This is a genomic window from Kitasatospora sp. NPDC001539 (assembly GCF_040298565.1).
Lineage (GTDB): Bacteria > Actinomycetota > Actinomycetes > Streptomycetales > Streptomycetaceae > Kitasatospora.
The window spans coordinates 1-13767 of the sequence record NZ_JBEPAK010000192.1 but is presented as its reverse complement, the minus strand read 5'-3'; the positions used below and the strand labels follow the sequence as shown (position 1 = coordinate 13767).

The window sequence follows — 13767 nt, the reverse complement described above, 5'->3', positions numbered from 1 at the left end:
GGAACTCCGCCTGCGCGTGGTGCGGGATCTGGTACTCGAGCGCGGCCAGCCTGGTGAAGTAGTTCCGCGGATCGGGCTGGTCGTAGATGTCGTCGCAGCAGACTTCGCGGCGGCCGAGGACGCCGTCCAGGAGGCGCTGATCGAGGCGCTGCGCGGTTGGCGAACCGATCCGCCGAGGGATCCCAAGGGCTGGCTGGTCACCGTCGCCTGGCGCAAGTTCCTCGACGCGACCAGGGCGGACAGCGCTCGCCGCCGTCGTGAGGACCTCCTGGACCAGGAGCCGGCGCCCGGGCCGGCGGCGGGAGTGGACGACACGCTCCAGCTCTACTTCCTGTGCGCCCACCCGTCGTTGACGCCGTCGTCCGCGGTCGCGCTGACCCTGCGGGCGATCGGCGGGCTGACCACCCGGCAGATCGCCCATGCCTACCTCGTCCCCGAGGCGACCATGGCCCAGCGCATCAGCCGGGCCAAACGCACCGTCGCCGGCGTGCGGTTCGATCAGCCGGGCGACGTGGCCACCGTGCTGCGGGTGCTCTACCTGGTGTTCAACGAGGGCTACTCCGGGGACGTCGACCTCGCCGCCGAGGCGATCCGGCTGACCCGGCAGCTGGCGGCGGTGATCGACCACCCGGAAGTGGTGGGCCTGCTCGCCCTGATGCTGCTGCACCACGCCCGGCGGGCCGGGCGGATCGCACCGGACGGAAGCCTGGTGCCGCTCGCCGAGCAGGACCGCCGCCGGTGGGACACCGCGCTGATCGCCGAGGGCATCGGGATCCTTCAGGCGGCCCTGGCCCGCGACCGGTTGGGCGAGTTCCAGGCCCAGGCCGCCATCGCGGCGCTGCACGCCGACGCTCCCACCGCCGAGGAGACCGACTGGGTGCAGATCGTGGAGTGGTACGACGAACTCGTGCGGCTGACCGACAGCCCGGTGGCCCGGCTCAACCGTGCCGTCGCGGTGGGGGAGGCCGACGGGGCGCGCGCCGGGCTGGCGGCGCTCGCGGAACTGGACGGCTCGCTGCCCCGCTACACCGCGGTGTCCGCGTACCTCCACGAGCGAGACGGCGATCCGGTCACGGCGGCCCGACTGTACGCGGAGGCGGCGCACAAGGCGTCCAACCTGGCGGAGCGGGCTCACCTCACGCGACAGGCCGCCCGGTTGAACGCCCGCCGCGAGCCCTGACCCCGGGGGCTCTGACCAGGCCAGTCCTGACCCCGGCCAGCCCTGACCCGCGGGATCCGCTCACAATCGGCCGGCGGCCTTCAGCGCCAGGTAGGCGTCCGCCAGTGCCGGCGCGATCCGGCTCGGCGGGGCGTCCAGGACGGTGACGCCGTGGCGGGTGAGCCGGTCGGCGGTGGCGCGCCGGTCGGCGCGGGTCTGCTCGGCGGCGGCCGCGCCGTAGACGGCCTCGAGGGTGCCGCGTCCGGCGGCGAGGACGCCCAGGTGCGGGTCGGCGACCGAGGCGAGAACGACCTCGTGGCGCTTGGTGAGCAGCGGCAGCAGCGGGCGCAGGCCGTCCTCGACGGGGGCCGCGTCGAGACCCGTCAGCAGGACGATCAGCGACCTGCGCGGCGCCATCCGCAGGACCGTGGAGACGAGCGAGCGCATGTCGGTCTCGTGCAGGGCGGGCTCCAGACCGGCCATCGCGTTGGTGAAGGCGGGCAGGATCTCGTGGGGCGAGCTGCCGATCACGGCCGCCCGCTTGTGGGCGTCGTGGGCGAGCAGGTCGACGCGGTCTCCGGCGCGGGTGGCGAGGGCGGTGAGCAGCAGGGCGGCGTCGAGGGCGGCGTCCAGGCGGGGGGCGTCGCCGACACGGCCGGCCGAGGTGCGGCCGGTGTCGAGGACGACGAGGATGTGGCGATCGCGTTCGGGGCGCCAGGTGCGGACCGCGACGGTGTTGCGGCGGGCGGTGGCGCGCCAGTCGATGGAGCGGACGTCGTCGCCGGGCAGGTACTCGCGCAGCGAGTCGAACTCGGTGCCCTGGCCACGGGTCAACACCGAGGTGCGGCCGTCGAGTTCGCGCAGGCGCGCGAGCCGGGAGGGCAGGTGCTTGCGGCTGGTGAACGGCGGCAGCGCACGGACCGTCCAGGGGACGTGGTGGGAGCCCTGCCGCCCGGCCAGGCCGAGCGGGCCGAGCGAGCGGACCGTCACCCGGTGGGCGTGGTGGTCGCCGCGGCGGCTCGGGGTGAGCACGGAGGCCGCCCGGCGTCGTTCACCGGCGGGGACGGCGAGGGTGTGCCGGGACGCGGTCTCCGCGGTGCCCGGGCGCCACGCGGAGGGCGCCCAGGCGTCGCGGACCAGGGCTCGGAGCGGCCGCCCGGCGGGGTTGGTGACGGTCAGTTCGACGGTGGCGGACTCGCCGAGCCGGACGGTGGTGTCGCCGCCACGGGTGATGTGCAGGCTTCGGACGGGGGCGGCGAGCACCAGGTCGACCAGAACGGCGACCAGGACCGCGCCGGTGACGAGTCCGACTCCGGCCCAGGAGGGCAGCAACAGGCCCACGACGAGCGCGCCGAGTGCGGCGAGCAGGGCGGTTCGCCCGGTGAGGGCCATGCGGATGCGCTCCTTCGGAAGCCCGTGGATGTGGATGGCCGTGGGGTGCCCGTGGTCCGGACGCCGTGGTCCGCTAGCTCCTGACCTCTGCGGCCTGCGGCCTACTGATCAGCGGGTCAGCGGGTCAGCGGGTCAGCGGGGGGCGGGCGTCTGCGCCAGGACGGCCTGGATGACGGAGTCGGCGGTGACGCCCTCCATCTCCGCCTCGGCCCGCAGCGCGACCCGGTGCCGCAGGGTGGGCAGGGCGAGTGCCTTCACGTCGTCCGGGGTGACGTAGTCGCGTCCGGCCAGCCACGCCCAGGCGCGCGAGGCGGCGAGCAGGGCGGTGGCGCCGCGCGGCGAGACGCCGATGGACAGCGACGGGGACTGCCGGGTGGCCCGGCAGAGGTCGACGATGTAGGCGAGGACCTCGGGGGAGACGGTCAGCCCGGCGATCTGCTCGCGGGCGGCCGCGAGGTGCTCGGGGCCGGCGACCGGCCGGACGCCAGCGGCGGCGAGGTCGCGGGGGTCGAAGCCGGCGGCGTGCCGGGAGAGGACCTGGAACTCCTGGTCGCGGTCGGGCAGCGGCAGGATCAGCTTGAGCAGGAAGCGGTCGAGCTGGGCCTCGGGCAGCGGGTAGGTGCCCTCGTACTCGACCGGGTTCTGGGTCGCGGCGACGAGGAACGGCACGGGCAGCGGCCGCGGTTCGCCGTCCACCGTGACCTGCCGCTCCTCCATGGCCTCGAGCAGGGCGGCCTGGGTCTTCGGCGGGGTGCGGTTGATCTCGTCGGCGAGCAGCAGGTTGGTGAAGACCGGGCCGGGCTGGAAGGAGAACTCGGCGGTGCGGGCGTCGTAGACCAGCGAACCGGTGACGTCGCCGGGCATCAGGTCGGGGGTGAACTGGATCCGCTTGGTCCCCAGGCTGAGCGCCGTGGACAGGGTGCGGACCAGCAGGGTCTTGGCGACGCCGGGGACGCCCTCGAGCAGCACGTGGCCGCCGCAGAGCAGGGCCACGACGAGGCCGGTGACGGCGGCGTCCTGGCCGACGACGGCCTTGCCGATCTCGGCGCGCAGGGCGGTCAGGGCCGTGCGGGGGTCGGTGGCGGGGCTGGCGGGCGCCGTGCCAGGGGCGATGCGGAGCTGGGCGGTTGCCTGTTCGGTCACGGGTTCCGTACCTGCCTTTCGAGGGCGTCGAGATCGTCGGCGAGCCGCAGCAGGGCGGCGTCGTCGGTCGGGGGCGGGCCGTACAGCAGGGCCCGGACGTCCCCGGCGGGTCGTGCGGGGAGGCGGTCGGCCACGGCCGCGCAGAGGGCTTCGGGGTCGGGCGCGCCGGCCCGGAGGGGGACGCCCAGAGCGGGGGAGAGCCGGTGGGCGGCGGCGCGGCGCAGGGCCTCGGCGGCGCGGCCGCGGGCCTTGGCACGGCGGTAGAGGCGGGCGCGGCCCTCGGTGGTCTCGGCGGCGCGCACCACCACGGGCAGGTTCTCGCTGACCACCGGGCCGAGCCGGCGGGCGCGCCACAGTGCGGCCAGGACGGCGGCGATCGCCAGCTGGTAGAAGGCCCAGCGCCAGCCCTTGGGGATGTAGTCGTCGAAGCTCTTCGTGCGGGTGCCCTCGGCCGGCTGGGCGGAGTAGTCGGGCAGGTGCCAGGTGAGGCGGGGCTGCGAGCCGAGCAGGCCGAGTGCCAGCGAGGCGTTGCCGTCCTTGGCGAGTTCGCCGTTGTGCAGGAAGCTGCCGCTGCCGAGGACGATGACGTCGCCGTGCGCGGTCGGGGTGCTGACCAGCGGGTAGCCGTGGCCGTGCGGGTAGCAGCCCTCGCCGCGGCTGCCGCTGGTGTAGAGCATGCCGCCGGTCGTGGCGCTGCCGGCCCGGGCGGCCTCGGCGAGGGAGCAGGCCGCGGGGGTGCTGCGGACGGGGGCGTACGGGACGCCGCCGTCCTCGTCGGAGGTGCGGATGCCGGGAGCGAGCGCGGTGAGGGCGGCCGGGCCGGGCGCGATCAGGACCAGCCGCCTGTGGTGGGCGGCGGCGACGGCGCGCAGCTGGGCCGGGTCGAGCAGGTCGGGTTCGGGCAGCACCAGGGTGTCGGCGCCGCCGGGCGTGGCCGCGGGGTCGGTGGTGAGGTCGGTCCTCAGGCCCTGTTGTTCGAGCAGCGCGACCACGGCGTGGGCACCGTCGGAGTCGTAGGAGCGCGGGTCGGCCGGCGGGTACTGGTGGTCCCGGCCGAGGGCGGCGATGCAGACGGCGCCGATGAGCAGGGCGGCGAGGAAGGCCAGGTACCAGCGGGCGCGGCGGAGCAGGCCGCGGCCGCTGGGGGCGAGGCTGGTGGGCGCGGGGCCGGCCGGGGGCCGTTCGACGGCGGCCGGAGCGGGGGTGGTGCCGGTCATGCCGCTCCTCCCGTGGACGAAGGGCCGGTCGGCGAGCCGGTCCGAGCGGCGGCCTGGGCGCCGATCGGTGAGCCGGTCGGAGCCGTGGCCTGGCCGGGGACCGGGGCGAGCGCCGGGCGGGTGCGTTCCAGGGTGCGGTCGAGGTCCAGCAGCAGCTGGTAGGCGGCCTGGTCGGCGGTCCGGTCGCCGTAGGCGATGTCGTCGAAGGTGCGGGCGGCGGCGGTCAGCGCGGCCGCGTGCTCGGGCAGGGCGCGGCCGGCTTCGGCGGCGGCCTCGTCGGCGGTGCGGCCGGGGCGGCTGTCGAGCAGGGTGCGTTCCTCCAGGGAGCGGACGAGTGCGCGCATCTGCTCGCGGACGGCTTCGGCCCACCGCCCTGCGGCGGCGTGCCCGGCGGCGTCCGCCCGGTGCTGCGCGGCGCTGCGCGGGCCGCCGCCGCCGTACACGCCGAGCGTGCTGCGGGCGGAGCGCTTGGGCGCGCCGAGGCGCCACCAGAGGGCGGCCGCGATCAGCACGGCGACGATCAGGAACAGCACCACGCCGGTGGTGCCGTCGGTGCCGTCGCCGGAGAGGTTCTCCAGTGCGCCGTTGAGGTGGTCCCAGAACCAGTCGGCGATCCGCTGCAGGACCGTCGGGTCGTGCTTGTGGTAGTCGGCTTTCAGCAGCTCCTCGCGCGCGGCGTCGCGGGCCGGGTCACGCGGAACGGTGACCGGTGCGCCGGCGGCGAGGAGCCTGTCCCCCCAGATGGGCATCTAGCTCAGCGCCTCGCGGAGGTCTGGTCGGCTCCGCCGTCGGGGCCGGTGCCGTGCTGCTCGGGCGTGCCGGCGGCGCGGGAGAGCTCGATGTCCAGGGCCTCGCGGCGGATCCGCTGGTCGATGTAGACCAGCACGCCGACGGCGGCCGTGAACGGGGTGGTGAGCGCGGAGGCGATGATCCCGGCGATCGCGACCACGACCAGCATGCCGACGGACTGGTTGCCGTCGTCGAGGCGGTCCACGCTGCCGAAGCCGAGCACCAGGCCGATGAACCGGGCCGGGACGAGCAGGACCATCCCGATCACCAGGGACAGCAGCTTGCTCAGCAGCACGATGCCGAAGATCCGCCACCAGGAGCCGCGGACCAGCCGCCGCGAGCGGGACAGTGCCGTCCGCACGCCCTGCTTCTCCAGCATCAGCGCCGGAGCGGCCAGGCTGTAGCGGATCAGGAGCCAGACGGCGAGCGGGACGGTCAGCAGGCCGACGAACGCCAGCAGGGCTTCCGTCCCCGGCGTGCCCGAGCCGCCGGCCTGGTAGCCGAAGAGCGGGGCGAAGCCGAGCAGCAGCACGCCGGAGCTCATCAGGGTGGTCAGCACGGTGAGCCCGAGCAGCTGGAGCAGCCGGGGGCGGGCGTCGCGCCAGGCGTCCCCGGCGGTCACCGGCCGGCCGAGGACGGCCCGGCTGACCACCACGGTGAGCAGCGCGGTGGCGAGGGCGTTGAGCAGCAGCATGATCGGCAGCCGGGCCAGCAGGGTGAGCAGCTGGGTGGAGGCTCCGGTCCTGCCGTCGACCAGCAGCTCGGCGGCGATCGCACCGGCCTGGTCGATCACGGCGATGCCGAGGGAGAGGGTGAGGGCGGTGCGCCAGTGCCGACGGACGGTGGTGACGGCTCCGTCGAGCAGTTCGCCGACGGCGAGCGGGCGCAGCGGGATGACTCCGGGGCGGGGGCTGGTCACGGCGCCCCAGCCGTACGGGTTCCCTCCGCCGGGCGGCTGCCCGCCGTGGGGCGTCCGGCCGCCCCAGGCGGGCTGTCCGGGCGCGGTGTTCCAGCCGGGCTGTCCGGGCGCGGTGTTCCAGCCGGGGGTGGCCTGCGGTGGTGCCGACGGTCCGGGCACGGCGGCGGGCGCGTCGGCCGGGGGCCGGTCGCCGTCGCGGGGTGGCTCGGACGAGCTGGGCGAGGCCCAGCCCGGGGTGTCGGTCATCACTGCTCCTCGGAGGGGCGTCAGGGGCGCGGCTCCGGGGCGGATCTTCCGCCCGCGCGCGGTGCCCATCGTGCCATGGGGCCAGGACAGGCCCCAGGGGTATCCGGTTGCTGATCGGCATCGGGGCGTTCCAGGAGGTCGGACGGCTGCTCCGGGACCGTTCCGAGGCGCCCCGGGCGAGGGTCATTCGTCCGGTTTGGCCGGAAAACGCCGGTGGCCGAGTTGGCCGTTGTGGAGCATTGGCACTGCTGTGCGGCAGGTCACAATCCGGTAATGAGAAGATGGACGCATGAAGGGACGCGTCCTCGTCGTTGATGACGACTCCGCACTGGCCGAGATGCTCGGCATCGTGTTGCGTGGTGAGGGTTTTGAGCCGTTTTTCGTCGCCGACGGGGACAAGGCGCTAGCCGCGTTCCGGGAGACCAAGCCCGACCTGGTGCTGCTCGACCTGATGCTGCCCGGCCGGGACGGCATCGACGTGTGCCGGCAGATCCGGGCGGAGTCCGGTGTGCCGATCGTCATGCTGACCGCGAAGACCGACACGGTCGACGTGGTGGTGGGCCTGGAGTCCGGCGCCGACGACTACGTCACCAAGCCGTTCAAGCCCAAGGAGCTGGTGGCCCGGGTGCGGGCCCGGCTGCGCCGCGCCGAGGAGCCCACTCCCGAGCAGCTGACCATCGGCGACCTGGTGATCGACGTGGCCGGTCACTCGGTGAAGCGCGACGGCCGCAGCATCCCGCTGACCCCGCTGGAGTTCGACCTCCTGGTCGCGCTGGCCCGCAAGCCCTGGCAGGTGTTCACCCGCGAGGTGCTGCTGGAGCAGGTCTGGGGCTACCGCCACGCGGCGGACACCCGCCTGGTCAACGTGCACGTCCAGCGCCTGCGCTCCAAGATCGAGAAGGATCCGGAGCGCCCCGAGATCGTGGTGACCGTCCGCGGCGTCGGCTACAAGGCCGGACCCAGCTGACGTGACGGACCGGGCCGACGACACCCCGCCGGGTACCGCGACCGGCGGGGCGGGAGCCGTGCGCGGGGACGTGCTGAGTTCGACCACCCGCCGCCGTCGCGGCCCTTCCGGAGTCTTCGGCCTGATGAAGCGTCAGTTCCGCCGCCCCGCGCACCGGGTGGCCGCGCTGTACCGTCGCTCGATCCAGCTGCGCGTGGTCGCGGTGTCCCTGCTGGCCTCCATCGCGGTGGTCCTGGTGCTGGGCGTGGTCGTGGTGGCGCAGGTGCGCACCGGCCTGCTCGACACCAAGATCGACGCTGCCCGGGCGCAGGCCCGGATCGGCTTCCAGGTCGAGCAGAAGAAGATCGACGAGGCCCGCGACCTCAAGCTGCGCAACACCGCCGACCCGACCACCGAGGAGACCGGCACCTGGCTGCTGCGGCAGGTCAACGACCTGGCCGCGAGCGGGCAGACGGTCTACTCGGTGATCGCGATGGCCCCCGGCACCGGTGCCGTCGTCCCGGACACGGCCGGATTCGCGCCGCGCTACTCGGGTGACATCCAGCCCAGCAGCGTCCCGGACACCCTGCGCGCCAAGCTCTTCGACGAGCCCGGCCAGATGTTCGACCAGCCGACCCGGATCCACCGGTCGCCCGAGAGCGGCGGCAGGAGCGAGCCGGGCCTCGCCCTCGGCATGCAGTTCGTCGGTCCGGCCGGCACCAGCTACCAGCTGTTCTACGTGTTCTCCTTCGGCCAGGAGACCGACACCCTCAACCTGATCACCGGCACCCTGGCGACCGCCGGCGTGTTCGTGGTGATCCTCATGGGCGGCATCGCCTGGGTCGTGGTGCGCCAGGTCGTCACCCCGGTGCGGATGGCCGCCGGCATCTCCGAGCGGCTCGCCGACGGGCACCTGGAGGAGCGGATGAAGGTGACCGGGACGGACGACATCGCCCGCCTCGGCGAGTCCTTCAACCGGATGGCCAACGCCCTCCAGGCGCAGATCCGGCAGCTGGAGGAGCTGTCGAGGGTCCAGCGGCGCTTCGTCTCGGACGTCTCGCACGAGCTGCGCACCCCGCTGACCACCGTCCGGATGGCCGCCGACCTGATCTACGACAGCCGGGAGGACCTGGACCCGATGGCGGCCCGCTCGGCGGAGCTGCTCCAGGGCCAGCTGGACCGCTTCGAGTCGCTGCTGGCCGACCTGCTGGAGATCAGCCGCTTCGACGCGGGCGCCGCCATCCTGGACGCCGAGCCCGTCGACCTGCGGGAGATCGTCGGCCGGGTGGTGGAGGCCGCCGACCCGCTGGCCCAGGCCAAGGGCAGTGCGATCGTGATCCGCGGCGACGGCGAGCCGGTGGTGGCCGAGGTGGACTCCCGCCGGATCGAGCGCATCCTGCGCAACCTGGTGGTCAACGCGCTGGAGCACGGCGAGGGCCGGGACGTGGTGGTCCGGCTGGGCTCGGCCGACGGCGCGGTCGCCGTCGGCGTGCGCGACTACGGCATCGGCCTCAAGCCGGGCGAGGCCTCCCGGGTGTTCCACCGCTTCTGGCGGGCGGACCCGTCCCGGGTGCGCACCACCGGCGGCACCGGCCTCGGCCTGTCCATCGCGGTCGAGGACGCCCACCTGCACGGCGGCTGGCTCCAGGCCTGGGGCGAGCCCGGCGGCGGCTCGCACTTCCGGCTCACCCTGCCGCGCACCCGGGGCGGCGAGATCAGCCGGGCGCCGTTCCGGCTGGAGCCGGAGGACTCCCGCAACAACCGGGGCCTCGGGGCCTACGGCACGCCGTACCGGCGGGCCATCGCCCCGGCCGGTTCGACCGCGATGACCGCCGCCGAGGAGCAGGCCGAGGCGCCGGAGGGGACCGGCAGCGGACTGGGCAGCGGCCTCGGCGGGGTGCTGAACATCGGCCCCGGGCTGGGTCGGCGCGGACTGCCCGAGGGGCCCCGCTCGGACCCCTCGGACGTGTGGACCGCGGGGGCCGGCTACGGCGTCACCGGGGCCCAGGTCATGGTGGACCCGACGCCGGGACGGCCGTCGGTGGCACAGCGGACGGCGGAGCCGGACGTGACGGGTGGGACGGACCTGGAGGGGACGCAGCGTGCGAAGGACGAGCAGCAAGACTGAGCCGCGGCTCACGGCGGTGGCCGGCGCGGTGCTCGGCGCCCTCGTGGCGAGCGGCTGCGCGGCCATGCCGGACTCCGGCGGCATCACCAAGGTCGAGCTCTCCCAGGGTTCGGCCGACAAGAACCTGCAGGCCAGGGTGTACCCGGTGGCGCCCGGCAAGGGCGCCAAGCCGCGTGAGCTGCTGACCGGGTTCCTGGACGCGGTGACCGCCGACGAGGGGTACGACACCGCGCGCAAGTACCTCACCGACAGCGCCGCCGCGACCTGGAACCCGGAGGCGAGCATCCAGGTGCTCGCCAGCACGACCATCAAGGAACCCGGCCAGCCGGTCTCCGACGCCGACACCACGACCTCCGAGACGGTGACCGGGCAGATGGTCGCCACGGTCGACGCCAAGCACTCGTACCTGCCCGTCGCCGGCCCGAACAACAACGCCTCCTCCGACTTCACCTTCGTGCGGGAGAAGGACGGCGAGTGGCGGATCGACCGGCTGCCGCCCGGCGTGATCATGAACGAGACCAACTTCCGGAACAGCTTCCGGCAGGTCGAGCGCTTCTTCTACACCGCGCCGGACCCGTCCGCCGGCAAGGGCGGCCAGGAGGTGCTGGTCGCCGACCCGATCTACCTGCGCCGCCGGATAGACCCGCTGACCGCGGCCGCCAAGGCGCTGGTCGCCGGGCCCTCGGACTGGCTCTCGCCGGTGGTCCGGACGGCCTTCCCCGCCGGCGCCTCCGTGGACAGGGTCGGCATCGACGACGGCCGGACCGCCCACGTGCAGCTCGGCGCCGCGGACCTCGGCGAGCCGGCGGCCTGCCGCCGGATGGCCACCCAGCTCTTCTACACCCTCGCCGACCAGGGCAAGGGCCAGGTCGAGCGGCTGGAGCTGAGGGGCCGGCGCGGCTCCTGCACGGCCAGCCGCACCGACGTGCCGCCCACCGGGCCGGGCGCCCTGACCGCCCAGACGTCCGTCCAGTACTACCAGCGTTCCGACAACGGCGTCCTGATGGCGACGGACGACGGCCGCACCGGGGACCCGGTGCACGGCGTGCTCGGCAAGCCGCAGCCGAACCCGGCGGCGCAGCCGAGCGCCCTGGCGGTCAGCCGGGACGGCGCCTGGGCCGCCGCGGTCAGCGCGGACGGCCACCAGCTCTACTCGGTGGCCCTGTCGGACAGCACCGTGGCGATGCCCGAGCCGGTGCTCACCTCACCGGTGCGGGGCGGCGGCAAGGACGACGGCCTCGCCTCGCCGAGCTGGGACGGCCGCGGCGACCTGTGGGTGGTGGACCGCGACCCGCAGGGGCCGCGGGTGGTCATGGTGCGCGGCAACAAGTCGTACACCGTTCCGGTCGAGGGGCTGATCGGGCAGACCGTGCAGGCGCTGCGGATCTCCTCGGACGGCACCCGGGTCGCGCTGGTGGTCAAGTCCCCGGGCGTGGCGACCAGTTCGCTGGAGTTCGGCCTGGTGGTGCACGGCGGGACGCCGACGGCGCCGACCGTGAAGATCACCGGCCTGCGCCGGGCCGCACCCTCGCTCACCGACGTCGCCTCGGTGTCCTGGGCGGAGAGCGACCAGCTGCTGGTGCTCGGCAACGAGGCCGACCGCCCCAAGCAGCTGTACTACATCAGCACCGACGGCTCGCAGAGCACGGACAGTCAGCTGCAGGGCGGGCTCGGGATGCTGAGCGTCTCGGCCGCGGAGTCCCGGGGGGACAGCCTGGTGCCGGCGCCGCCGGTGCTGGCGGTGGCCGAGGGCAAGGTCTACCGGTTGGTCAACAACCAGTGGCGGGAGGCCCAGTTGCTGGACCGGGCCCGCTCCTTCTTCTACGCCGGCTGAGTTTCCACGGGTGGCGGGTGGCGGGTGGCGCCGGCTGACGCGGGCTGACGCGGGCTGACGCGGGGTGGCGCCGGCTGATGCGGGTTGACGCGGCACCCGGTGCGCCCCGGCGGGTCAGCCGCCCGGCTGCACCGCGGTGGCCGCGACGGTGGCGGCCGCCCGGGCCGGCAGGCCGGCGTCGGCCAGCGCCCTGGCGGCCTCGGCGAGGCTCGCCCCGGTGGTCACCAGGTCGTCCACCAGCACCGGCTGACGGCCGGACAGGCCGCGCCGGGCGCGCGGCAGGACGGTGAGCGCGCCGTGCAGGTTGCGCCGCCGCTCGGCCGCGTTCAGCCCGGTCTGGTCGGCGACCGGGCGGGCGTGCCGCAGCAGCGGCGCGGCCCGGGCGTCCAGGCCGGCCCGGCGCAGGGAGCGGGCGGCGGCCCCGGCCAGGCGCAGCGTCGGGTCGTGACCGCGGGCGCGGACCGCCGCGCGGGTCGAGGGCATCGGGACGAGCAGCAGCGGCGCCGCCCCGGCCCGGTTGCCCAGTGCGGAGCGCACCGCCCGTCCGAGCGCCTCGCCGAGCGGGCCGGCCAGCCGCAGCGCGCCGCGTTCCTTGTGGGCGAGCAGCAACTGCCGGACGGGATCGGTGTAGGGGGCGGCGGCATGGGCCCACGGCAGCAGCGTGGGGCCGGGGCGGGCGTCGGCCAGCGTCTGCCGGCAGGCCGGGCAGAGCTGGGTGCGTTCGGTGCCGCAGCCCGCGCAGTCGGCGGGGAGCAGGACGTCCAGCAGTCCCGACAGGACGTAGGCGAAGGACGTCCGTGTGGACTGGGGACGGACCGGGGACGGGGACGGCGGCACGGCTGCTCCTGGCGGCGGCAGGCACGGAGAGTCAGCATAGGATGCGCCGTATGGGGCACGTTGTCCAGGTATTTACCGCTACTTCACCCCCAGGAGGGTAGACAGGGTGCAGCAGTTGACCGCCTGCTCGCAGTATCGGCTCCTACCCGTCTTCTCGCCTGGGGAGGCGAAAACCCTCTGTGAGGTGTTCGATGAAGGCTCCAGGGGGTTTCAACCGTCCCTGATGGGGAGGAAGTGAGATGAGGGCCAGACGTTCCCACCGCTGGCGGCGGGGGCGGGGGCCGGCAGTGGATGGGCTGGTCCAGCTGGAACTCAGCCCGGTCCGGTAGCACCCGGATCGGCGTCAGTACGAGGGATCGGAGTTCTGCGTGGACATCGTCGTCAAGGGCCGCAAGACCGAGGTGCCCAAGAGGTTCCGCGAGCACGTGGCCGAGAAGCTGGAGAAGGTCCAGAAGTTCGACGGCAAGGTGATCAGCCTCGACGTCGAGGTGTCCAAGGAGCACAACCCGCGGCAGGCCGACCGGTCCGACCGCGTGGAGATCACTCTCCGTAGCCGTGGCCCGGTCATCCGGGCCGAAGCCGCCGCCGCGGACCCGTACGCGGCGCTCGACCTGGCCTCGGCGAAGCTCGACGCCCAGCTGCGCAAGTCCGCGGACCGGCGTCGGGTGCACAAGGGCGGCGCGAACGGCCGCACCCCCATCAGTGTCGCCGAGGCGACCGCGGCCTTGGCCGCGCTGCCGTCGACGACCGCGACGGAGGGCGAGGCCGACGGAGCCGTCCGCAAGACCAAGATGGGATCCCTGGAAGTGGAGGGCGAAGGCCCGCTGGTGGTCCGGGAGAAGACGCACTCGGCCGCCCCCATGGCGCTGGACCAGGCGCTCTACGAGATGGAGCTGGTCGGCCACGACTTCTACCTCTTCGTGGAGAAGGACAGCGGTCTGCCGAGCGTCGTGTACCGCAGGCACGGTTACCACTACGGTGTCATCCACGTGCAGCCCGACATGACGGCCGGCGTGGCCAGTGGCGCGGGTGGCGCGATCGGTCGGTCCGACGACGAGGACTGACCGTCCGAGCGCGTGACGCAGTGGTGACCCCGGCGGCATCGGCCGCCGGGGTGCCGGGCGTTTTAAGCCCCACCCGGGCCCCCCGCGCACCGC

11 protein-coding genes are annotated in these 13767 nt (G+C 74.5%); 5 read left to right on the top strand and 6 right to left on the bottom strand.

Going from position 1 to position 13767, the window contains the following annotated elements; translation table 11 throughout:
* Positions 1-70: 70 nt before the first annotated feature.
* Positions 71-1180, top strand: coding sequence for an RNA polymerase sigma factor (locus ABT247_RS25020; protein ID WP_350746062.1), 1110 nt, complete (start codon positions 71-73; stop codon positions 1178-1180).
* Between the two features lie 60 nt (positions 1181-1240).
* Here the strand turns inward: ABT247_RS25020 and ABT247_RS25015 are convergent, their stop codons facing one another.
* From ABT247_RS25015 to ABT247_RS24995, 5 genes are all read right to left on the bottom strand, one after another.
* Positions 1241-2551, bottom strand: coding sequence for a DUF58 domain-containing protein (locus ABT247_RS25015; RefSeq protein WP_350746055.1), 1311 nt, complete (start codon positions 2549-2551; stop codon positions 1241-1243).
* A 132-nt stretch (positions 2552-2683) separates the two neighbouring features.
* Positions 2684-3664: an AAA family ATPase gene (locus ABT247_RS25010; RefSeq protein ID WP_350746060.1), complete on the bottom strand. Its 981-nt coding sequence runs from the start codon at positions 3662-3664 to the stop codon at positions 2684-2686.
* 26 nt (positions 3665-3690) lie between these two features.
* Positions 3691-4911 (bottom strand): DUF4350 domain-containing protein, encoded by a 1221-nt coding sequence (locus ABT247_RS25005; protein WP_350746052.1) that lies wholly within the window; start codon positions 4909-4911, stop codon positions 3691-3693.
* Positions 4908-5660, bottom strand: coding sequence for a DUF4129 domain-containing protein (locus ABT247_RS25000; protein ID WP_350746049.1), 753 nt, complete (start codon positions 5658-5660; stop codon positions 4908-4910). The genes ABT247_RS25005 and ABT247_RS25000 overlap by 4 nt, the downstream gene beginning before the upstream one ends.
* 5 nt (positions 5661-5665) lie before the next feature.
* Positions 5666-6865: a DUF7847 domain-containing protein gene (locus tag ABT247_RS24995; RefSeq protein WP_350746046.1), complete on the bottom strand. Its 1200-nt coding sequence runs from the start codon at positions 6863-6865 to the stop codon at positions 5666-5668.
* 289 nt (positions 6866-7154) lie between these two features.
* Between ABT247_RS24995 and mtrA the strand changes: the two genes are divergently transcribed.
* The 3 genes from mtrA to ABT247_RS24980 all read left to right on the top strand — a co-directional run bounded on the left by mtrA (position 7155) and on the right by ABT247_RS24980 (position 11773).
* Complete coding sequence (gene mtrA / locus ABT247_RS24990; protein ID WP_350746044.1) at positions 7155-7832, top strand: MtrAB system response regulator MtrA; 678 nt, start codon at positions 7155-7157, stop codon at positions 7830-7832.
* 124 nt (positions 7833-7956) lie between these two features.
* A complete protein-coding gene (mtrB, locus tag ABT247_RS24985; RefSeq protein ID WP_350746041.1) occupies positions 7957-9939 on the top strand; it encodes an MtrAB system histidine kinase MtrB in 1983 nt (660 codons plus the stop codon).
* Positions 9914-11773: an LpqB family beta-propeller domain-containing protein gene (locus tag ABT247_RS24980; protein ID WP_350746038.1), complete on the top strand. Its 1860-nt coding sequence runs from the start codon at positions 9914-9916 to the stop codon at positions 11771-11773. Before mtrB ends, ABT247_RS24980 begins: the two co-directional genes overlap by 26 nt.
* A gap of 114 nt (positions 11774-11887) precedes the next feature.
* Here the strand turns inward: ABT247_RS24980 and ABT247_RS24975 are convergent, their stop codons facing one another.
* Entirely contained in the window at positions 11888-12610 is a 723-nt protein-coding gene (locus tag ABT247_RS24975) for a ComF family protein (RefSeq protein ID WP_502892501.1), read from the bottom strand.
* A 368-nt stretch (positions 12611-12978) separates the two neighbouring features.
* On the opposite strand from ABT247_RS24975, the gene hpf reads away from it, so the two are divergent.
* Complete coding sequence (gene hpf, locus ABT247_RS24970) at positions 12979-13674, top strand: ribosome hibernation-promoting factor, HPF/YfiA family (protein ID WP_350746035.1); 696 nt, start codon at positions 12979-12981, stop codon at positions 13672-13674.
* Positions 13675-13767: the final 93 nt, after the last annotated feature.

Coding starts and splice junctions, on each gene's coding strand:
- ABT247_RS25005 (WP_350746052.1), bottom strand. CDS start 4,911: ATGACCGGCACCACCCCCGCTCCGGCCGCCGTCGAACGGCCCCCGGCC.
- ABT247_RS25000 (WP_350746049.1), bottom strand. CDS start 5,660: ATGCCCATCTGGGGGGACAGGCTCCTCGCCGCCGGCGCACCGGTCACC.
- ABT247_RS24995 (WP_350746046.1), bottom strand. CDS start 6,865: ATGACCGACACCCCGGGCTGGGCCTCGCCCAGCTCGTCCGAGCCACCC.
- mtrA (WP_350746044.1), top strand. CDS start 7,155: ATGAAGGGACGCGTCCTCGTCGTTGATGACGACTCCGCACTGGCCGAG.
- mtrB (WP_350746041.1), top strand. CDS start 7,957: ATGAAGCGTCAGTTCCGCCGCCCCGCGCACCGGGTGGCCGCGCTGTAC.
- ABT247_RS25015 (WP_350746055.1), bottom strand. CDS start 2,551: ATGGCCCTCACCGGGCGAACCGCCCTGCTCGCCGCACTCGGCGCGCTC.